This is a genomic window from Actinacidiphila oryziradicis (assembly GCF_005047355.1).
In the GTDB taxonomy this organism is placed as follows: Bacteria; Actinomycetota; Actinomycetes; order Streptomycetales; family Streptomycetaceae; genus Actinacidiphila; species Actinacidiphila oryziradicis.
Genome location: NZ_SUMC01000007.1, coordinates 63,163 through 84,423, shown reverse-complemented (window position 1 = coordinate 84,423; position 21,261 = coordinate 63,163). Strand labels below are relative to the sequence as shown.

The window sequence follows — 21,261 nt, the reverse complement described above, 5'->3', positions numbered from 1 at the left end:
CCTCTGGAGCTAAACGGTTTGCTCGGCGCCCTTTCCGGGGCCGGGCGCGGCGGCGGACGGCACCGCGAGCAGCACCGTCCGTCGGCGAAGCACCCGCACGGGTGGCCGGGCGCCGGGCGGGAAGATCCTGGCCGGGGGGCCGGTGGTCAGGTGACCGCTTCGGCATCGGCTTCGGCGGCCGCTTCGGCATCCGTGGCCGTGTCGGACGGGGCCGGTGCGTCGGCGCCGGGACGGCGCCAGCCGGATTCGTGGCGGAGGCGGAGCCAGGCGGTGGTTTCGGCGGGGGGCATGGCGGCGGCGACAAGCCAGCCTTGTATGGCATCACAGCCGAGATCGCGGAGGCGTTCCCAGGTCTCGTCGTCCTCGACGCCCTCCGCGACGACGAGGAGCCCGAGGGAGTGGGCCAGGTCGACGGTGCAGCGGACGATCTCGGCGTCCTCGTTGTCGACGACGAGGCGGGCGACGAAAGACCGGTCGATCTTGAGCTCGCTGACCGGCAGCCGCCGCAGATGCACCAGCGAGGAGTACCCGGTCCCGAAGTCGTCGAGCGACATCTTCACGCCGTGCCCGGTCAGCCCGGCGAGGGTGTCGGCGGCGCGCTGGGGGTCCTCCAGCATCACATGCTCGGTTATTTCGAGTTGCAGCGCCGCCGGCGGGACGCCGTGCCGGGCGAGGCGGGCGGCGACGGCGCCGGCGAAACCGGGAGAGTGGACGTCGCGCGGCGAGACGTTGACGGCGACCGGCACTTTAAGCCCCATGGCGCGCCAGCGCGCGATCTGGGCGAGGGCGGTCTCCAGGACGTACTCCGTGAGCTGCGGCATGAGGCCCGAGGTCTCGGCTATCGCGATGAATTCCTCGGGGCTGACCCGCCCCCGCTCGGGGTGTTCCCACCTCACCAGGGCTTCAAGGCCGGCGACCGTGCCGTCGAAGCGGACCTTGGGCTGGTAGTGCAGCTCGACATCACCGGCGTCCAGAGCGCGTCGCAGGTCGCCCAGGAGCCCCAGCCGGTCGGGGGTGTTGCCGTCACGCGTGGCCTCATAGACCTCGACGCCACTGCGGTCGCGTTTGGCCTGGTACATCGCGACATCCGCACGTCGTAGCAGCCCTTCGGCATCGAGGGCGTGGTCGGGGAAGACGGCGACCCCGGCGCTGGCTTCGAGTACGAGCGTCAGCCCGTCGAGGTTCAGCGGCGAGCCGAGCGCGGCGACCAGGGAGCGGGCTATGCGCTGGGCGCGGGTGGGCGAGTCGCAGGTGGGGAGCAGTACGGCGAACTCATCGCCGCCGAGCCGGGCGGCCTCGGCGCCGCGCGGGAGGGCGAGCCGGAGGCGGTCGGCTATCTGGAGCAGCAGCCGGTCGCCGGCCATGTGGCCGAGGGTGTCATTGACGGAGCGGAATTTGTCGAGGTCGATCAGGACCAGGGCCACGCGCTCGCCGCTGCGCTGGGCGGCATCGAGGGCGGACCAGACGCGTTCCAGGAGCCATTGACGGTTCGGCAGCCCGGTGAGGGGATCGCGGAGCTGTTCCTCGGCGCGGGCGCGGGCGATCCATAAGGTGGAGTCGAGGGCTATGAGGGGTACGGCGAAGAGCGGCAGCAGGATCGGCAGCTGTGCGGCGACGACGACGATCAGCGGCGAGATGCCGAGCAGGGCGACGCCGACCATGCCCTGGCGGACCAGCGCGGTACGGGCGACGGTCCGCAGGCCGCCACCGCGCGGGACGATGGTGTACCACAGGAGGGTGCGGGTCGCCGCGAGATAGGCGAATGCGGCTGCTACGACCGCCGGGAACGCCAGCATTCCCCAGGAGTCGGGTTCCCAGGAGTGCTTGACGGAGGGATGGATGGCGAAGGCGCCCAGGGCCAGCAGGGCCGCGCCGATCCCGAGTATGTCCACGGCGCCGTGCAGCAGCGCCTGCCGCCATCGGTGGCGCCGAGCGCAGCCGACGAGCACGACGACGGCGAGGCTCACCAGGACGGCGGGCACCCAGCCGTAGAGCAACAGCATCGCCAGGGTGACGGCGGCGCCGGACCCGGTGCCGCCCCACCATCGGTCGCGGCCCATGGCGACGAGGTGACCGACGATGATGCCGGTGAGTACGGCGAAGGCCCAGCCGACCGTCCGGCCGGGGAAGAGCGCATCGCCGTCCCCCAGCGCCCTGATGATGCCCACCACTAGGGCGGCCGCCGCACCGCCCAAGATCGCGCTGCGCAGCGCTGCGGCGGGCAGCACCGGCGCGGCAGGCGAGCGCGGCTGCTGCGTCGGTCCGGCGCTGTCCGTCGGTTCCATTGCTAGTCCCTCTCACAGCCGCGTGTGCCATGCGGATCCCACGCGCCGTGAGAACGGCGGGCGCGCTCCTCAACAGTAGGCCGCGTAAGGCTTTTACGGGCACCGATCGGCAGCTCTTGCCCGAATGGATCCTGTGCATCCGGATCCTTCTGATATCGGCTGAACGGGTGATGACCGTGCGTCACTCCGCCGAGCGTCACTCTGCCGGATTGACTGCGGCCTCCCGCGCGGCGTCGGGGCCCTGCGCGAGCAGCACCGAGAAACCGTCCTCGTCGAGGATCGGCACCTTGAGTTGCACCGCCTTGTCGTACTTGGAGCCGGGGTTGTCACCGACCACCACGAAGTCGGTCTTCTTCGACACGGAGCCGGTGACCTTCGCTCCACGGCTGCCCAGCGCCTCTTTAGCGCCATCTCTGGTGTGGGTCGCGAGGGTACCCGTGACGACGACAACCAGCCCCTGGAGTGGTCGGGGGCCTTCGTCGGAGCCCTCCTCGGTGAACTTCACCCCGGCGGCCCGCCACTTCTCGATGATTCCGAGGTGCCAGTCGACGGCGAACCACTGCTTCACCGACGCCGCGATGGTGCCCCCGACGCCCTCCACGGCGGCCAGTTCCTCCTCGCTCGCCTCCCTGATCCGGTCCAGGTCCCGGAACTCCCTGGCCAGCGCCTCGGCTGCGACCGGCCCAACATGCCGGATCGACAGCCCGGTGATGATCCGGGCCAGCGGGCGCGTCTTGGCGGACTCCAGCTGCTCGAAGAGCTTGATCGTGTTCGCCTTGGGCTCGGCGGGCAGGGCACGCCGGTCCTCGCCCCGGCCCACCGTCTTCGGCTGGCCGTAGAAGTAGGGGGTCAGAATGCGTTCCCCCTCCTTGGCGTCCTTCCGGGTGTCCCGGCGCCACATGCGGATGTCGCGCAGATCCTCGATCTTCAGGTCGAACAGGTCCGCTTCGGTGGTGAGCGCGACCGGGCCCTCGTCGGGCTGGACCAACGCCCTGACCGTCTCCTCGCCGAGCGCCTCGATGTCGAGGCTCTTGCGCCCCGCCAGGTAGAAAACCCGCTCCCGCAGCTGCGCCGGGCAGGAGCGTGCGTTGGGGCAGCGGAGGTCGATATCGCCCTCCTTCATCGGCTGGAGAGCCGTGCCGCACGCCGGGCACTGCGCCGGCATCACGAACTCACGCTCGGTGCCGTCCCGCAGGTCGACGACGGGGCCGAGGATCTCCGGGATGACATCACCGGCCTTGCGCAGCACCACGGTGTCGCCGATCAGCACGCCCTTGGCCTTGACCACGTCCTGGTTGTGGAGGGTGGCGAACTCCACCTCCGATCCGGCGACGGTCACGGGCTCCACCACCGCGTACGGAGTCACCCGCCCCGTCCGACCGACGCCGACCCTGATGTCGACCAGCTTGGTGTTGACCTCCTCCGGCGCGTACTTCCAGGCGATGGCCCAGCGAGGGGCGCGGGCGGTGGAGCCGAGCCGCCCTTGGAGCGGGATCTCGTCGACCTTCGCCACGACGCCGTCGATCTCGTGCTCGACATCATGGCGGTGCTCGCCGTAGTAGGCGATGAACTCCTTCACCGCGGCGAGGGAATCCACCACTTTGTTGTGCTTGGCGGTGGGCAGCCCCCATTCGCGCAGCAGTTCATAGGCGTGCGACTGGCAGTCGATGTCGAAGCCTTCGCGGGCGCCGATGCCGTGTACCACCATGTGCAGCGGCCGGGTCGCGGTGATCCGCGGGTCTTTCTGGCGGAGGCTGCCCGCGGCGGCGTTGCGCGGATTGGCGAACGGCTTCTCGCCCGCCCCGACCAGTCGTTCGTTCAGCTCCAGGAACTTCTCCATCGGGAAGTAGACCTCGCCGCGCACCTCCACCAGGTCCGGGATCCGGTCTCCGGCGAGCCGTTGCGGAATCTCGGCGATGGTCCGCACATTCGGCGTGATGTCCTCGCCGGTGCGGCCGTCGCCGCGCGTGGCGGCGCGGGTGAGACGGCCGCGCTCATAGGTGAGATTGACGGCGAGGCCGTCCACTTTCAACTCGCACAGGAAGTGGTACGGGCTGGTCTCATTGCCGGGGGCGCCCAGCTCGGCCGCGACCCGCTCGGCCCAGGCGTCCAGCTCCTCCTCGTCGAAGGCGTTGTCGAGGGAGAGCAGTCGCTCGCGGTGCTCGACGGAGGTGAATTCGGTTTCGTACTGCCTGGCGACCTTCTGGGTCGGCGAGTCGGGGGTGCGGAGCCCCGGGTGCTCCTCCTCCAGCGCCTCCAGTCGCCGCAGCAGCTGGTCGAACTCGGTGTCGCTGACGACCGGCGCGTCCTTGACGTAGTACCGGAAGCGGTGCTCCTCGACCTGCTCGGCGAGCCGGGCGTGCTCTTCACGCGCCTCTGCAGGGATCTCCACGTCGGTCACGGCGGTCCGGTCCTTCCTCACTCAGGGTTGTCTACGAGCGATCGCGCCGCCTTCGCACAATGTACGAGTGCGGCGCGGGCATAGGCCGGTGAGGCCCCCGCCAGACCGCAGGTCGGCGTGACCGCCACGGACGTACCCAACGCCCCCGGTGCCAGCCCCAGCCTGTGCCACAGCGCCCGAACACCACTGACGCTACCGGCAGGGTCTGACAATCCGGCCTCCGTGCCCGGCACGACACCGGCGAACAGCGCAGTCCCGGCCTCCGCCGCCTCACCGAAGGACTCCCAGTCACCCTCCGTCAGCAGGGAGAAATCGAACGACACCCCCGCGACCCCGGCCCGCCGCAGCAGCCCGAACGGCACCTCCGGCGCGCACGAATGCACGATGGCCGGGGCGTCCGCCGCCGCGATGATGTCCCTGATCCCGGCTTCGACCACCTGCCGGTCCACCGCCCGGTACGTCCGGTAGCCGCTCGCTGTCCGCACCTCCCCGCGCAGCACCGTCGTCAGCGACGGCTCGTCCAGCTGAAGCACCACCTGCGCGCCCGGCACCCTGCGCCGTACCTCCGCCACATGCAGTCGCAGCCCCTCGCCCAGCGACTCCGCCAGATCGCGGTAGGCTCCCCGGTCCGACAGCGCCAGCTCGCCATTCCTCAGCTCCACCGCTGCCGCCAGCGTCCACGGCCCCACCGCCTGCACCTTCAGCGGTCCCCCGAACCCCTGCGTGAACTCCTCCATCGCGTCCAGGTCCTCGCCCAGCCACGCCCTCGCCCGCCGGGTGTCCCGTCCCGGCCGGTCCCCGAACCGCCACCCGCTCGGCTCCAGCCGCGCGTACAGCTCCACGAGCATCCCGAGCGTCCGCCCGATCATGTCCGCGCCGGGCCCGCGTGCGGGCAACTCGGGCAGGAACGGCATGATCTCCAGGGCCCCGGTCGCGGTGCGGGCGGCTTCGCGGGCGGCTTCGCCCGGCATGGACCCGATCCCGGTCGCCGTGCCCTCGGGCAGCGTGAACTTGGTGTCCGTACTCATACCGAGGCCCCCGGCCGCATCGTCAGGTCGTTGATTTCCGCGTCACGCGGCAGGTCGATCGCGGTGAGGATCGTCGTCGCCACCGACCCAGGGTCGATCCAGCGCCCCGGTTCGTACTCCTTGCCCTCCTGCTGGTGCACCTTCACCTGCATGGGGGTCGCCGTACGCGCCGGGTAGACGGATGTCACCCGGACACCGTTGCCATGCTCCTCATGGCGCAGGGAATCCGCCAGCGCTTTCAGCCCGTGCTTGCTCGCCGCGTAGGCGCTCCACTCCGCGTGGGCGTTCAGTCCCGCCCCCGAGTTCACGAAAACGACATCCGCCCGCGACATCCGCAACTGCGGAAGGAAGAGCCGCGTCAGCTCTGCGGGCGCAACCAGATTCACGGCCAGCGTGCGGTTCCAGACCCTCGGGGTCAGCTCGCCGACACGCCCGAGATCCACGATCCCCGCCACATGGAGCAGTGAATCGACCCGGTCCGGGAGTGTCTGCTGGTCCAGAGCCCACGACAGCCGCTCCGGCTCCGCGAGGTCGCCCACGAGCGTACGGGCTCCGGGAAAACGCGCGGCCAGCTCCTTCGCCCGGCCCGCGTTACGGGCGAACAGCCACAGCTCGTCCCCCCGGTCGAAAAGGCGCTCGGCAACAGCGGCGCCGATGCCGGAGCCGGCCCCGGTGATCACATGCGTAGACGTAGCCATGGGCCCATGCTCGCATCACTGCAGGCCGGTGAATTCCTCCATGTATGCCAGCGCCGACAACCCGTCCTCCGCGAACAGGACCAGCTCGGTGAGCGGCACTGGCAGGAACCCCTCGTCCTCCATCCGCCGGAACTGCTCCTTGAGACCGTCGTAGAAGCCCGCCGTGTTCAGCACCACCACTGGCTTGGCATGCAGCCTGTGCTTCTTCAGCTCCAGAATCTCCGTCGCCTCGTCCAGCGTCCCGGTGCCGCCCACCATGACCACGATCGCGTCCGCGCGGGCGAGCAGCTCCGCCTTACGGGCGGCGAGGTCGGTGGTGATCACCATCTCGTCGGCGTTCTCACGGGCCTTGGCGGCCAGGAACTCCACGGACACGCCGATGAGCCGCCCTCCATGCGCCTGCACTCCGTCGGCCATCAGCTTCATCAGGCCGACGTCGGAGCCGCCCCACACCAGGGTGTGGCCGCCCTTGCCCATCAGCTCGGCGAATTCGGCAGCGGGAGCGGTGTAGCGCTCGTCCAGGTCCGCGGCGGAGCAGAAGACACAGATGTTCACAAGAGCCGATTCTCCAGTCCCGGTGGCGCCCCAGGCCCACCGCTTCGAATTCGCGACCCGCAGCCCCAAGTCGGTCAACCCTGGCTGACGGCCGCCTCGCGGCGCTCGGTCGTGGCGATCGTCGCCGAGCCGACGACCCGGGTGCCGTCGTAGAGCACGACCGCCTGGCCCGGGGCGATGCCGCGCACCGGGCCGGCGTCGAAGCGGACGCGGAGCTCGTCGCCGACCAGCTCGGCGGTGACGGGACCGTCGGCGCCGTGGGCGCGGAGCTGGGCGGTGTAGGTGCCGGGGCCGGAGGGCGGGGTGCCGCACCAGCGGGGCTTGATGGCGGTGAGGGAGGTGACGTCGAGGGCGTCGAGGGGACCGACGGTGACGGTGTTGTTGACCGGGGAGATGTCCAGGACGTAGCGGGGCTTGCCGTCGGCGGCGGGGTTGCCGAGGCGGAGGCCCTTGCGCTGGCCGACGGTGAAGCCGTAGGCGCCGGAGTGGGTGCCGAGCTTGGTGCCGTCCTCGTCGAGGATGTCGCCCTCGGCGGGGCCGCCGAGACGGGAGGCGAGGAAGCCCTGGGTGTCACCGTCGGCGATGAAGCAGATGTCGTGGCTGTCGGGCTTCTTGGCGACGGCGAGACCACGGCGCTCGGCCTCGGCGCGGATCTCGTCCTTGGTGGTGAGGGTGTCGCCGAGGGGGAACATGGCGTGGGCGAGCTGGCGCTCGTCGAGGACGCCGAGGACGTAGGACTGGTCCTTGGCCTCGTCGGAGGCGCGGTGCAGCTCCCGGGTGCCGTCGTCGCTCGTGACGACGGTCGCGTAGTGGCCGGTGCAGACGGCGTCGAAGCCGAGCGCGAGCGCCTTGTCGAGGAGCGCGGCGAACTTGATCTTCTCGTTGCAGCGCAGGCAAGGGTTGGGCGTGCGGCCCGCCGAGTACTCGGCGACGAAATCGTCGACGACCTCCTCGCGGAAGCGGTCGGCGAGATCCCAGACGTAGAAGGGGATACCGATGACGTCGGCGGCGCGGCGGGCGTCGCGGGAATCCTCCAGGGTGCAGCAGCCGCGGGCTCCTGTCCGGAAGGACTGGGGGTTGGCGGAAAGCGCCAGGTGGACGCCGGTCACATCGTGACCGGCCTCGGCGGCGCGGGCCGCCGCTACGGCGGAGTCGACGCCACCGGACATGGCGGCCAGGACGCGGAGGCGACGGCCGTCGCCGGGAAAGTCAGTCATAACCCCTCCAGAGTACGGGCTCGCCCGTGGCGGGCTTCTCCCGGCCGCCGTCGGTGGCTGACGGTCCGCCGTGTGCCCGGGCCAAGGCCACTTGTCGGTGGTTGCCCGCCATCGGCGGGTGCGCAGACTCCCGCCTGCGGCGGGCTGCGCCCAGCCCTGCCCCTGGACGGGCGCCGGCCGTCAGGCCGCGCTACATCAGCCCCGCGCTGCGGGCCCGCTCGACTGCCGGGCCGATCACCTTGGCCAGCTGGTCGACGTCGGCCTGGGTGGAGGTGTGGCCGAGGGAAAAGCGCAGGGAGCCGCGGGCGAGATCGGGGTCGGAGCCCATGGCGAGAAGGACGTGGCTGGGCTGGGGGACGCCGGCGGTGCACGCGGAGCCGGTGGAGCACTCGATGCCCTGGGCATCGAGGAGGAGAAGGAGGGAGTCGCCTTCACAGCCGGGGAAGGAGAAGTGGGCGTTGGCGGGGAGGCGGCCGGCGGGGGTGGGGTCGCCGTTGAGGATCGCGGTGGGGACGGCGGCCCGGACCTGGGCGACGAGGTCGTCGCGGAGAGCGCCGGCGGTGCGGGCGAAGTCTGCGTGCCGCTGGGCGGCGAGGGTGCCGGCGACGGCGAAGGCGGCGACGGCAGGGGCGTCCAGAGTGCCGGAGCGGACGTTCCGTTCCTGGCCACCGCCGTGGAGGAGCGGTACGGGGGCCTGCTCGCGGCGCAGCACGAGGGCGCCGACGCCGTAGGGGCCGCCGACTTTGTGCCCGGTGACGGTCATGGCGTCGAGCCCGGAGGCGGCGAAGTCGACGTCGGCCTGGCCGAAGGCCTGGACGGCGTCGGAGTGCAGGGGGACGCCGGACTCGGCGGCGACGGCGGCGAGTTCGCGGACCGGCATTATAGTGCCGACCTCGTTGTTGGCCCACATGACGGTGGCGAGAGCGACATCGTCCGGCTCACGGGCGATGGCGTCGCGGAGTGATCCGGGGTGGACGCGCCCGTAGGAATCGACCGGCAGCCACTCCACCCGGGCGCCCTCGTGCTCGGCGAGCCAGTGGACGGCGTCCAGGACGGCGTGGTGCTCGACGGGGCTGACGAGCACCCTCGTACGGCGCGGGTCGGCGGCGCGGCGGGACCAGTAAAGACCCTTGACGGCGAGATTGTCGGACTCTGTGCCGCCTCCGGTGAAGACGATCTCGCTGGGACGGGCGCCCAGCGCGGCCGCGAGGGATTCGCGGGACTCCTCCACGATGCGCCGGGCCCGCCGGCCCGCCGCGTGGAGGGAGGAGGCGTTGCCCGTGAGGGCAAGCTGGGCGGTCATCGCCTCCAGCGCCTCTGGGAGCATCGGAGTGGTCGCGGCGTGGTCGAGGTAGGCCATGGTCCCCTGATTCTACGGATTAAAGCTTGAGCATTAACCAACGAGGACTCGCATCGCCGGGCGAGGCCGGTGTCTGTTGGACGGAGTGGCTGAACAAATCGGTGGACACGCGGTAATTCTGCCCGATTCTGAGCGGGCTCCCCTGCGCACGTGTACGACGGTGGGGATGAAGCCTGGAGCAGCACACATGATCACGGATGACCGTGCCGTGAACCCGCGGGCCACCCGCACGGCGCGGGCCCGGCGGCCCCGGCGGGGGCGGGGTCTGGTCGCTGCCGCGGCGACAGTGCTCACCGCCTTGACCGCCATCGTGGCGCTGGGCGCCTGGCTGCCGGGACTGCCCGTACTGGGTCTGGCGGGCACATTCGTGATGGGCCAGTACCAGGTGTACATCGCGCTGGGCGCCCTTGTGGCCACGGCGCTCACGGCGGTCGCCTGGCGGCTCGGCCCGCGCCGCACGGGCCGCGCGCTCACCGTGCTGGCCGCCCTCGCGGCGGCGGGTTCGCTGGTCGTGGTGGGCGAGTGCCTGGTTCTCGCCCACCGGCTGGGCGCGCCGATCTCCTGGGCCCAGGTGCTGGCCCAGCTCGAACAACCCGGGGTCCGGCCCGATGCCACCGTCCGCTACGCCCGGGTGGCCGGCCACAACCTGCTCATGGACATCTATCTGCCCGCCGTAAGCTCGCCCGCCGCTCGCCCGGCGGTGGTGTGGGCCCATGGGGGCGGTTTCACCTCCGGCGACCGCGCCGATCGCAAAGGCACCGCACGCTGGCTGGCCGAACGGGGCTATCCGGTCTTCTCCGTGGAATACCGCATGCCCCGCGACACCGGTACCCCGACCTGGGACGAGGAGCCCCAGGACCTCGCCTGCGCCTTGGAGTGGGTGCGCTCACATGCCGCCGACTACCACATCACCCCCGGCGGCATCGCTCTGGCCGGGGAGTCCGCGGGCGCGGCCCTCGCGCTCACCGTCGCGTATCGCCTCTCCGCGCACACCATGACCTCCAGCTGCGGCGCGGCTCCCGCCCCGCCGGCCGCGGTCATCGGCTTCTACCCCGTGGCCGACCTCGCCAGCGCCTGGAACCGCGATGTGCTCTTCAACCGCCGGACCGCCCGGCAGTCCCTCGGCGGCAGTCCTGCCCAGTACCCCGACCGATACCGGGCCGTCTCCCCGATCGACCAGGTCCGGCGCGGGCTGATGCCCACCCTGCTGTTCGTCGGCTCCGACGACCACATCGTCGGCACCGACCGGGTCCGCGCGCTGCACGACCGCCTTGACGCGGCTGATGTCAACAACCGCCTGGTCGTCCTGCCCCACAGCGACCACGACTTCGACCAGGCATACGGCAGTATCGGCGCCCAGATCAGCCGTCACGTCGCCCTTGGCTTCCTCCGCCGGGTGCACGGCTCTTAGCGGGCGCGCAACAGACGGAGGCGGCGGCAGTGGCGAGTGCCAGGAACCGGGTCGCCGAACGGGTCGGACGGGAGAGTGGCACGAGACTTCCCTACGCGTGAGCAGTCCCACGCCGACGACTCCGCACTCTCCCGTCCTGTCGTGCTCAGGATTTTTCGGCGACTGACTGGTTCGCACCGTTACTGTCGGAAACGTTCTCCGGGTGGTGGCAAGCCACCTGATGCCCTGTCGCCAGCGCCACCAGCGGCGGCTCGGTGACCTTGCACACTTCGGTCGCCTTCCAGCAGCGCGTATGGAACCGGCATCCCGATGGCGGGTTGATCGGCGACGGCACGTCGCCGGTCAGCAGGATCCGCTCGCGCCGGCCGCGGCGTTTCGGGTCCGGCACCGGCACGGCCGACAGCAGAGCGTTGGTGTAGGGGTGCATCGGCTTGGTGTAGAGCGACTCGCGGTCCGCGATCTCCACGATCTTGCCGAGGTACATCACCGCGATCCGGTCCGAGACATGCCGGATGACCGACAGGTCATGCGCGATGATCACATACGTCAGGCCCAGCTCGCTCTGCAGGTCGTCCAGCAGGTTGACCACCTGGGCCTGGATCGACACGTCCAGCGCGGAGACCGGCTCGTCCGCGACGACCAGCTTCGGCTTGAGCGCGAGCGCCCGGGCTATGCCGATGCGCTGGCGCTGGCCGCCGGAGAACTCGTGCGGATAGCGGTTGTAGTGCTCGGGGTTGAGGCCGACCAGCGCCAGGAGGTCCTGGACCTCCCTCTTCACACCGTTCTCCGTCTGCACCTTCTGCAGCCGGAACGGGGCGCCGACGATCGTGCCGATCGTGTGCCGCGGGTTCAGCGAGGAGTACGGATCCTGGAAGATCATCTGTACGTCGCGCCGCATCGGCCGCATCGCCCCGGTGCTGAGGTGGGTTATGTCCCGTCCCTCGAACTCGATCTTCCCGCCGGTCGGCTCGAGCAGCCGGGTGACCAGCCGGCCCATGGTGGACTTGCCGCAGCCGGACTCACCCACCACGCCGAGCGTCTCGCCGGGCAGCACCTCGAAGTCGATGCCGTCGACCGCCTTGACCGCGCCGACCTGGCGGCGGAGCAGGCCCTTGGCGATCGGGAAGTGCTTCACCAGACCGCTGACTTTCAGCAGCGGTTCCGCGTCCGGCGCGACCGGTTCCGCGGTCGACTGCTCCGGCATGGTGGTCATCTCTCCGCCTCGTGTCTCTTTCATGAGGTCTTCCCGGCCATGAAGCCGGCGCGCTCGGCCGCGATCACAGCTTGGGCGCAATCTCTTCGGTCCAGATCCGTTCCCGGTCCGCCTCGCCCAGGTGGCAGGCCGCGAAGTGCCCGCTGCCGACCTCACGCAGTTCCGGGACGACCGACTGGCTGGATCCGCCGGTCAGCTCGGCGTAGGGGCAGCGCGGGTGGAACGCGCAGCCGGAGGGCACGTTGATCAGGCTGGGCGGCGAACCCTTGACGGGGATGAGCCGGTCGGTCCGCTCACGGTCCATACGTGGCATCGAGCCCAGCAGGCCCCAGGTGTAGGGGTGCTGGGGCTCGGTGAAGACCTTCTCGGCCGAACCCCGTTCGATGCAACGGCCCGCATACATCACCAGCAGGTCGTCGGCGAGTTCGGCCACCACGCCCAGGTCGTGGGTGATCATGATGACCGCCGAGCCGAACTCCTTCTGCAGGTCCCGGATCAGATCCAGGATCTGCGCCTGTACGGTCACGTCGAGAGCGGTGGTCGGCTCGTCGGCGATCAGCAGCTCGGGGTTGTTGACCAGCGACATCGCGATCATGGCGCGTTGCCGCATACCGCCGGAGAACTGGTGCGGGTAGTCGGCGAACCGCTTGGCCGGCTCCGGGATGCCCACCCGGTCCAGCATTTCGACCGCGCGGTTGTGAGCGTCCTTCTTGCTCACCTTGTGGTGCACCCGGTAGGCCTCGACGATCTGCGCGCCCACCGTGTAGTAGGGGTGCATCGCCGAAAGCGGGTCCTGGAAGATCATCGCCATCTTCCGGCCGCGCAGCCGCCGTACGTGGTCGGGGTCGGCGCCGATCAGCTCCTCGCCGTCCAGCCAGATCTCGCCGGACACCTTCGCCCGTGCGGAGCGGTGCAGACCCATGATCCCGAGCGAGGTGACGGACTTGCCGGAGCCGGATTCGCCGACAATGCCGAGGGTGCGGCCCCGCCGGAGCTCAAAGCTGAGCCCGTCGACGGACTTGACCAGGCCGTCGTCCGTATCGAAGGAGATCTTCAGGTCGCGTACCGCGAGAAAGGCCTCCTCCGCGTCGGGCCCGGTGGTGGGCACAGGTTCGGCGGCCGGGGCGGACACCGCCGCACCCTCGGGTGTGTTCTCAGCCGTGCTCACGAGTACCTCACCCTGGGGTCGATGGCGGCGTACAGGAGGTCCACCAGGAGATTGCAGATCACGATGAAGAAAGCCGCGATCATGGTGACGCCGAGCACCTTCGGCAGGTCGTTGTCCTGGATCGCCTGCACGGCATAGTTGCCGACGCCGTGCAGCGAGAAGACCTGCTCGGTGATGAGAGCGCCACCGAGCAGCAGGCCGAAGTCCATGCCGAAGATAGTGACGATCGGCGTGAGCGCGGCGCGCAGTCCGTGCTTGGCGACAACGGCGCGCTCCGTGAGGCCCTTGGCCCGGGCCGTCCGGATGTAGTCCTCGCTCATGGTCTCCAGCATCCCAGCCCGGGTGAGCCGGGCGTAGAGCGCGGAGTAGAGGAAGGCCAGGGAGAGCCAGGGCAGGACCAGGTTCCACGCCCACTGGGCCGGGTTCTGGGTGAACGGAATGTACTGAAGGTTCGGCCAGATCGGCCATCGGTAGCTGAACAGGGCCAGCGAGATCAGGCCGGTGAAAAAGATCGGGAGGGAGACGCCGGCCAGGGCCACGCCCATGGCGAGGCGGTCGAAGACCGAGCCCGGCTTGAGGGCCGAGAGCACGCCCGTGGCGACACCGGTGATCAGCCAGATCACGGCAGCACCGATGGCCAAGGATATGGTCACCGGCACCCTGGAGGTGATGTCCGGCCAGACCTCGACATGGTCCTTGAAGGAGTAGCCGAAGCACGGGACATGGCAGACGGAGGCGTCCGGCCCGAACTTGTAGGTCGCCCCGGCTACCAGCCCCTTGATGAAGTGCCAGTACTGCGTGTAGATCGGCAGGTCGAAGCCCAGGTTCTTCTTCACGGCCGCGACCGCGTCGGGGCTCGGGTTACGGCCCACATACTGCATGGCGAGCTGGGTGGTGCTCTCCCCCGCGATACGCGGCACGAGGAAGAAGATCGCGAAGGTGACCGCGCTGACGACCAGCAGCAGCACCACCGCGGCGAGCAGCCGCCGGATGATGTACGCAACCACAGTTCTGCGGCCCCGGTGTCCGCCGGCCCGGAGTTCTTCCGGGACCGGCGGACACTGATGCCTTCACCTGCCTTCCAGGGATTTCGGCAGTCGCCGTTCTTACTTGGTGGAGCCGACGAGCAGGTAGTCGTACATGCCGTACGCCGGGGTGACCATCACATTGGTGGCGTTGTCAGGGCGGTACAGCAGGTCCTTGCGGTAGACCAGCGGCACGATGACCGCGTCCGACATGACCTGCTTGTCGATGGTGCCCCACGCCGCGAGACGGGAAGCGCTGTCGGTGTTCGAGATCGCGGCGGACAGCGCCGAGTTGACCTTGGGATCGTTGAGCTCGGAGAGGTTGGAGTTACCGGACGCCTTGATCGCGCCGCCGTCGACGATCTGCTGCAGGAAGCCGTAGCCAGTCGGCCAGTCGGCGGCCCACGCCATCATCATCAGGCCCAGCTTGTGCTGGTGCACGAAGTCGGTGGAGCCGGCGTTGTCCGAGAAGTACTTGCCGGACGGGTACTGCTGGATCGCCACGGTGATGCCGACCTTCTTCAGCGCCGCCTGGATGGCCGTCGCGGCGGCGATCTCCGCCGGACGGTCGGAACGGGCGGAGATGTTGGTGCTGAAGCCATTGGGCTGGCCGCACTTGGCCAGTTCCGCCTTCGCCTGGGTCACGTTGCCGGCGTTGCCCGTGGACGGGTACAGGTCGGCGTAGTTCGTGTATCCGGCGACGCTGGGCGGCAGGACAGTGTGCGCGATGTCACCGCGGACCGGGCCGCCGATCGCGGTCTGGACCGAGGTCTTGTCGATCGCGTATTCGACGGCCTTGCGGCAGTCGATGTTGTTGAACGGGGCGACCTTGGTGTTGATCGCGGTGTAGGCCAGCGCACCGGAGATCGCGTCGTCCGCGTTCTTGTGCAGGCTCGGCTTGGTCAGCAACTGCGGCTGGGTGGCCGGGGCGACGCCCGCGCCGGCGATGTCCAGCGTGGTGTTACCCGCGATCAGGTTGTTGTCGATCGTCGTCTGCGAGACCTTGAAGTTGACGATGATCTTGTCCGCGTACTGCTTGCGGATCGGGTCGGTGCTACTGCTCCAGTAGGGGTTCTTCACCAGGACGGCCTGCTTGCCGTCCTGGTACGACTGGAACTTGTACGGCCCGCTGCTGACCATGTTCTTGACGTAGTCCGCGCCCTTGTCCTTGGCCTGCGGGACCGGCATGGTCTGCGAGAAGCTCGTCAGGTAGTCGAAGTCCGCGAACGCCTGCTTCAGGTGGAAGACGATAGTGCTGTCGTTCGGCGTCTCGATGGACTTCAGGCCGGTGGCGGACTTGTCCTTGTACGGGCCCTTGTAGGTGTCACCGCCGACAAGCAGCGCCTTGAAGTACGTGGGGCCGTTGGAGAGGGCCTCCGGAGCAAAGTTGCTTCGCTCGATGGCGTACTTGACGTCCTTGGAGGTGATGGTGGTGCCGTCGCTGAACTTCACGCCCTTGCGGAGGGTATAGGTCCAGGTCTTGCCGTCGGCGCTGGGCTTACCGAGCGACGCCGCAAGGTCCGGTACGAGGGTCAGGCCGTCCTTGCCCGGTGCCGGCTTGAAGGTGGTCAGCGACCGGCCGTAGAGGCGGGAGAAGTCCTGCACGAAGGCGTAGTACGTGTTGCCTGGGTCCAGTGAGTCCGGAACGTCGGAGTCCTCATAGGTCACCGTTCCGCCCGTCTTGGACGAGGCGTTCACAACCGAGGTGTTCGCCGCGTTGTAACTCGCGTTGCTCTTCGAGCTGCCGCCGCCCCCCTTGGAGCTGGAGCTGCTGCAGCCGGAGATGCCGACGCTGAGCGCCACGGCCGTGGCCGCCGCAGTCAGGACTGTCGCTCTCATACGCTTCATCTGGAGGTAACGCCCCCTCATTCATTCGGGTTGTTGTGCCGCGGGCACAGGTCAAAAACCGCGGTCCGTGAACAGCCGGAAACTTCGACGCCGGCGTGCTTACTTGCTGCGTGGGTCAAGGGCGTCTCGGAGCCCGTCGCCCAGCAGGTTGAAGGCCAGGACCGTGACGAAGATCGCGAGACCGGGCACGATCATGAACTCAGGGTCGATCTGGTAGAAGGACACCGCCGTATTGAGCATGCCGCCCCACGATGCCTGCGGCGGCTGGATGCCGACGCCGAGGAAGCTGAGGCCCGCCTCAAAGAGGATGTTGGTGGGGATCAGCAGCGTCGAGTACACGATGATCGGCGCGTACAGATTGGGCAGCAGTTCCTTGAACAGGACGTACGGGCCGCGCGCGCCCAGACTCCGGGCCGCGTCCACGAACTCCCGCTCGCGCAGGGACAGCGCCTGGCCACGGATGATTCGTCCCATATACGGCCAGTTGAAGAAGCCGATCACGAAGATCAGGACTGCGATGTGCAGCGGCAGGCCGTGCAGGCCGAAGGCGCCGCCCTGCAGCGACGCCGCGATCGAGATGGCGAAGAGCAGCAGCGGGAAGGCCAGGAAGGTGTCCATCAGCCTGCTGATCACCGTGTCCACCCAGCCACCGTAGTAGCCCGCGATGACACCGAGGACGGTGCCCATCACGTTCGACAGCAGGGTGGCCCCGGTCGCTACGACTAGCGAGACCCAGGACCCCTCGATGATCCGGGCGAGGATGTCACGGCCGAACTGCGGCTCCACACCCAGCGGATGGCTCCAGCTCATGCCGCCGAAACTGCCCTTGGGCGCGAGGAGATTGGGGTCCACCAGACCCTGGTTAAACGCGTTCGGATCAAGACCGAAGACCGCCTCTATCGGCTTGGCCAGCACGGCCAGCAGGATGAGGAGCAGCACAACGATGCCGCCTGCTACGGCGACCTTGTCGCGCTTGAAGCGCAACCAGGCGATCTGGCCAAGGGACCGGCCCTCGATCTGGCTCTTCTTCAGCCCGCTGAGGACGGCCTCCGGCTGCGCTTCGGCAGCCGATGAGGTCGTCTCGATCGGTGCGGTCATGGTGTTGCTGACCCCTCTCGCCAGTGGGTAACCGGCGCACGCCCCGCCGCTGTAGCGGCTCACTCACATCAATCGTAACTATTGGTACAGGTGGTGCGGGACCGGTGAGCCGGACGACCACGTCCTACCTGCGGGCGGAGAGCCCTTGAAGCGTGAGTCTCTATTGACCCTGCGAGCGCACACCAGTACCCCCGGACAAAGGTTGCGCAACTGTGATCTGGTGAATCACCGTCCGTTATTTCCGCTGCGTTACGCGCGTTGACAAGGCCCAGGCGAACACGCCCAGCGGGCCCCGGCTCAGCCCTGCGCGACGCACATCCGGGACACTGTCCGTGATGTCCTCACGCCACCGGTGGACGGTGGCCGAGAGAACCAGCTCCTCCGGCACGCTCCTGGCACCTTGCCATCACTACGGGTAAATCCGGCCCAAAACGCTGTACCGGAAGTTCCAAATCACACTGTGGGTAACCAAAGCGGACTGCGACGACGGACAGATCGGCGTGACCGGTACGCTGAAGGGCAGCGCCGTGCCTCTTCTTTTCCGCGCCTCGTCGCCTACCGTCGGACCATGAACGATCGGCTGCGCGCGGTGTGCGACCTCATGGTCCCCGTGGTCCGGGAAATGGCCGGACTGCATGAATACGACGGTCAGGCACAGGACCTCTCGCCGGACGGAGTCCGCCGGGGGCTGGCCGCGGTGGCCCACGCCCGGCGAGGCGGCCCGGCGCTGCCGGACGCCCACGACGAGTCCCACCTGTCCGTGTTCGAGGACACCCTCAAAGTCCAGTACGGTGAGCTGGAGCTGCACCGCCGCGATCCCTATCTGCACCTGTCGAACCTCGAACTGACCGCGTACGACCGCGAGTATGCCCCGCGCGAGCAGCGCGCCGAGGCCCGCCGCCGTCATCTGGAGCAGTGGCCGGACGCCGTGGACGCCGCGATCGCCTCCCTCGACCAGGTCAGCGCGCCCGTCGCCGGTGCCCTGCTCGGTGCCGTACGGGGGCTCGCCGCGGATCTCCGCCCGGACCGCGAACCCGCCGCCGGACCGGCCCTCGCCGCGCACGGACGGCTCGTCGCCCACATCGCCCGCGCCGCCGAGACCGGCGACCCGGACCCGCGGCTCGGCGGTGAGGCGCTGGCCGCCCTCATGGGCAGCCAGGAAGGCATCCGCGCCGACCTCTCCGACCTCGCCGACGAGGCCGGACGCGAACGCGACCGGCTCACCGCCCTGCTCACCGAATCCTGCCGGGCGCTCGACCCCTCAAGGGACCTTGACGAGCTCATTCCCGAGCTCCTCGCCGACCACCCCGACGCCGACGGCGTCATCCCCGAGGCGGCCCGCCTCACTGAGGAAGTCATCGAATTCACCCGCGCCAAAGGCCTCGTGCCGTACTTGGACGGTGACTGCCTCGTCGGTCCTGCCCCGCCGTCCCGCCGCTGGTCCATGGCCATGATGACCTGGGCCGCCCCCCAGGAGCCGGACGCCGCCTCCTGGTACCACGTCACCCCGCCCGAGCCGGACTGGCCGGCCGACGAACGCGAGGAGTGGCTCTCCGTCTTCAGCCGCACCAGCCTCCCCGCCATCACCGTCCACGAGGTCGCGCCCGGGCACTTCGCCCACGGGCGGGCGTTGCGGCACGCCCGCGGGCGGGTGCGGCGGGTGCTGCACTCCCTGTCATTCTGCGAAGGCTGGGCCCACTACGTCGAAGAGGTCTGCCTGGAGGAGGGTTTCCGCGCCCGCGACCCCCGCTTCGCGATCGGGGTGGCGCTGGAGGCGCTGGTCCGCGTGACCCGGCTGTCCTGCGCCATCGGCCTCCATACGGGCGCTCTGACGCTGGACGACGCCACCCACCTCTTCATGCGGGACGCCCACCTCGCCCACGCCAGTGCCGCCTCCGAGGCCCGCCGTGGCACCTTCGACGCCGCCTACGGCCGCTACACCTGGGGCAAGCTCGAAATCATGCGCCTCCGCGACCGCGCCCGCCACGCCTGGGGCGCCGACTTCACTCTGCAGCGCTTCCACGCCTCCTTGCTCGCGCTGGGCAGCCCGCCGCTGGGCCTCATCGGCTCCGCCCTGCGGTGACCCGGCCCGGCTGAGCCCGGCGGCAAACCGGCCACAACCCTGGTCCTTCTGCGGGGGCTTACGCGGCTGCGCCCCAACGGCCACCCCGGCGGCCCCCGCCCCCCCGCCCGGTCAGCGCCGGCGGGCGGGCGGCCCCCAGCCCCAGGCGCCGGCACCGGGAGCGGGGGCGGGAGCCGGAACGGGGGAAGCGGCGGCAGCATGGGCGTCGCGGTCGTAGAAGGGGAGCGCGTGGACGCGCATCCACATGGCGACGGGGTCGTATTCGTCGGCCATGGCGACCGTGGAAACGGGAAGGCCGGCCGGCAGCGCCGCGACGGACTGCTGCATCATGGCGCGCACGGATTCGACGGCCCCCGGCGAGGCGTCGTACATGTCGAGCCCGATCGCGAGGTACGGCTCGCCAAGAGCCGGCTGGACCCAGGCGCGCCGGAGGGCGCGAACGGCAGGCGTGCGGTGGGCGTGTTGGGACAGAAGCGCGTAGTACTGCGGAAGCGGCACCGCGGGATCGCTGAGCGCGAGCGGCCCGGCGGGGAGGCGGTCGAGGCCGGCCGCGATCCGGCGGAGGTCGAGCCAGGGGATGCCCACGCCGCCGCCGGGGGCATGCGGGTTGAGCCACAGGCCCCAGCGGTCGGGGAAGAGGGAGGCGGCGATCTCCAGCCCGGAGATGAGCTCATGGGCGCGCGACCAGCCGGAGGCGGCGAGTTCCTGGGGGGAGGTGACGCAGGGGGCGTAGCCGTAGCCGCCGACTTCCATGTTGCCGTACTGGGCTTCGGGGGAGCCTGCCGCCCCGAGCCAGAGCAGCATCCAGACCTGGCCGTCGGCGAGGGCCCGCAAGAGGTTCTCGTAGGCGTCGAATCTCCCGGGCGCCACTTGCCGGAGCGCCTGCTCCAGCCCGCCCCCTGCCGCGCCCGCGCTCACGTGGACCCGCCCCTTCTCTTGTTCGAACCCCTGCTTGGGGTCATCAAACCAGGTTCCAGCCCTTCAGTCCCGTGCGAGTCAGTCCCTTACGTAGAAGGGTCGCACCCGCTCCAGCATCCAGTCACCGACCGGGTCCTGTGCGATGTCGAGCAGGACGAGATTGACCGCCCATGGCAGCGGTACGGCGCCGAGCGCGCGGCCGAGCGCGGTCATCGCCTCGGTGCGGTCCTCCTCCTGCCAGCGGTCCAACTCGACGCCGACGAAGAGCACCGCCGGTGCGCCCTCGGTGCTGGCGAGGGCGCGGCGGGCGCTCAGCACGACCGGGGTGATCGCGAATTCCCCGGCGGCCGTGGCGAGGAATTCGATCGGCTCCTCGTCCGGCGGGGGCTCCCAGAGCCGGACCCTGGCGCCCATCGAGCCGCTGTCGGGGCTGGCCCGGCAGAGTTCGAGGACGGCGGCGGGCGGCAGCGGGATGCCGACCGCACCACCGGGATTGATGACTATGCCGATCTGCGGCGGCAGGCCGCGGGCGAATTCGCGGACCGGGGCGACGGTGAAGGACATGCCGTTGGCCGCCCGTAGGAACTGCTGCTCGGAGCTGAAGACCGGGACGTAGACCGTACCGTCGAGCTCGATGGTCGGCAGGTCCAGGTCACGGCTCTCCGGGGTGCCGCCCTGCGGCAGCGGAACCCAGACGTGGGAGCGGGCGAGCACTTCCATGACCCGGGCGGTGGCGCCGGGGTCGCCCATGGCTGCGGACAGCACCTCTTCGAGCTCGTTGACCGGCCAGCCGCCGTAGCCCTGCTGGGCGAGCCCGTCCGGTATGCGCTGACCCGGAATCTCCATGTCCACCCACCCGCTGATCTGCCCGCTACCTGTGGGGAAAGCCTATCCCGGCGACGGGACCGGGTGTGGGCGGGACATCCGGAGACGGACACGGTGAGCGACTGTCA

General features: G+C 69.8%; 16 protein-coding genes. 2 read left to right on the top strand and 14 right to left on the bottom strand.

Annotated features, from left to right (window positions below):
• Positions 1–146: 146 nt before the first annotated feature.
• The 7 genes from FCI23_RS09875 to FCI23_RS09845 all read right to left on the bottom strand — a co-directional run bounded on the left by FCI23_RS09875 (position 147) and on the right by FCI23_RS09845 (position 9,544).
• Entirely contained in the window at positions 147–2,285 is a 2,139-nt protein-coding gene (locus tag FCI23_RS09875; protein WP_136723105.1) for a putative bifunctional diguanylate cyclase/phosphodiesterase, read from the bottom strand.
• Between the two features lie 196 nt (positions 2,286–2,481).
• Positions 2,482–4,686 (bottom strand): NAD-dependent DNA ligase LigA, encoded by a 2,205-nt coding sequence (ligA, locus tag FCI23_RS09870; protein ID WP_407645942.1) that lies wholly within the window; start codon positions 4,684–4,686, stop codon positions 2,482–2,484.
• Positions 4,687–4,703: 17 nt separating this feature from the next.
• Positions 4,704–5,714 (bottom strand): methionine synthase, encoded by a 1,011-nt coding sequence (locus FCI23_RS09865; protein ID WP_136723104.1) that lies wholly within the window; start codon positions 5,712–5,714, stop codon positions 4,704–4,706.
• On the bottom strand, positions 5,711–6,412 hold the full coding sequence (locus FCI23_RS09860; protein ID WP_136723103.1) for an SDR family oxidoreductase: 702 nt from the start codon (positions 6,410–6,412) through the stop codon (positions 5,711–5,713). The genes FCI23_RS09865 and FCI23_RS09860 overlap by 4 nt, the downstream gene beginning before the upstream one ends.
• A gap of 15 nt (positions 6,413–6,427) precedes the next feature.
• Positions 6,428–6,967 (bottom strand): LOG family protein, encoded by a 540-nt coding sequence (locus FCI23_RS09855; protein ID WP_136723102.1) that lies wholly within the window; start codon positions 6,965–6,967, stop codon positions 6,428–6,430.
• Between the two features lie 74 nt (positions 6,968–7,041).
• Positions 7,042–8,184: a tRNA 2-thiouridine(34) synthase MnmA gene (gene mnmA, locus FCI23_RS09850; protein WP_136723101.1), complete on the bottom strand. Its 1,143-nt coding sequence runs from the start codon at positions 8,182–8,184 to the stop codon at positions 7,042–7,044.
• A gap of 190 nt (positions 8,185–8,374) precedes the next feature.
• Positions 8,375–9,544, bottom strand: a complete 1,170-nt coding sequence (locus FCI23_RS09845; protein ID WP_136723100.1) for a cysteine desulfurase family protein — start codon at positions 9,542–9,544, stop codon at positions 8,375–8,377.
• A 187-nt stretch (positions 9,545–9,731) separates the two neighbouring features.
• Between FCI23_RS09845 and FCI23_RS09840 the strand changes: the two genes are divergently transcribed.
• The gene (locus FCI23_RS09840) at positions 9,732–10,955 is read left to right on the top strand and encodes an alpha/beta hydrolase (RefSeq protein ID WP_169316747.1); all 1,224 of its coding nucleotides are present in this window, start codon (positions 9,732–9,734) and stop codon (positions 10,953–10,955) included.
• Between the two features lie 145 nt (positions 10,956–11,100).
• Here FCI23_RS09840 and FCI23_RS09835 read toward each other — a convergent pair whose 3' ends face one another.
• The 5 genes from FCI23_RS09835 to FCI23_RS09815 form a co-directional block, all read right to left on the bottom strand.
• A complete protein-coding gene (locus FCI23_RS09835) occupies positions 11,101–12,168 on the bottom strand; it encodes an ABC transporter ATP-binding protein (protein ID WP_136723271.1) in 1,068 nt (355 codons plus the stop codon).
• Between the two features lie 64 nt (positions 12,169–12,232).
• Positions 12,233–13,300: an ABC transporter ATP-binding protein gene (locus tag FCI23_RS09830; RefSeq protein WP_136723270.1), complete on the bottom strand. Its 1,068-nt coding sequence runs from the start codon at positions 13,298–13,300 to the stop codon at positions 12,233–12,235.
• Positions 13,301–13,332: 32 nt separating this feature from the next.
• Entirely contained in the window at positions 13,333–14,343 is a 1,011-nt protein-coding gene (locus FCI23_RS09825) for an ABC transporter permease (protein ID WP_136723098.1), read from the bottom strand.
• A gap of 99 nt (positions 14,344–14,442) precedes the next feature.
• On the bottom strand, positions 14,443–16,200 hold the full coding sequence (locus tag FCI23_RS09820) for an ABC transporter substrate-binding protein (protein WP_246143611.1): 1,758 nt from the start codon (positions 16,198–16,200) through the stop codon (positions 14,443–14,445).
• A 108-nt stretch (positions 16,201–16,308) separates the two neighbouring features.
• On the bottom strand, positions 16,309–17,307 hold the full coding sequence (locus FCI23_RS09815) for an ABC transporter permease (RefSeq protein WP_136723096.1): 999 nt from the start codon (positions 17,305–17,307) through the stop codon (positions 16,309–16,311).
• A 568-nt stretch (positions 17,308–17,875) separates the two neighbouring features.
• Here FCI23_RS09815 and FCI23_RS09810 point away from each other — a divergent pair.
• A complete protein-coding gene (locus FCI23_RS09810; protein ID WP_136723095.1) occupies positions 17,876–19,390 on the top strand; it encodes a DUF885 family protein in 1,515 nt (504 codons plus the stop codon).
• Between the two features lie 111 nt (positions 19,391–19,501).
• Here the strand turns inward: FCI23_RS09810 and FCI23_RS09805 are convergent, their stop codons facing one another.
• Positions 19,502–20,308 carry an enhanced serine sensitivity protein SseB C-terminal domain-containing protein gene (locus tag FCI23_RS09805; RefSeq protein ID WP_246143610.1) on the bottom strand — a complete coding sequence of 269 codons (807 nt, stop codon included), beginning with the start codon at positions 20,306–20,308 and terminating at the stop codon, positions 19,502–19,504.
• Positions 20,309–20,386: 78 nt separating this feature from the next.
• Positions 20,387–21,154: an enhanced serine sensitivity protein SseB gene (locus FCI23_RS09800; protein WP_136723094.1), complete on the bottom strand. Its 768-nt coding sequence runs from the start codon at positions 21,152–21,154 to the stop codon at positions 20,387–20,389.
• Positions 21,155–21,261 lie beyond the last annotated feature (107 nt).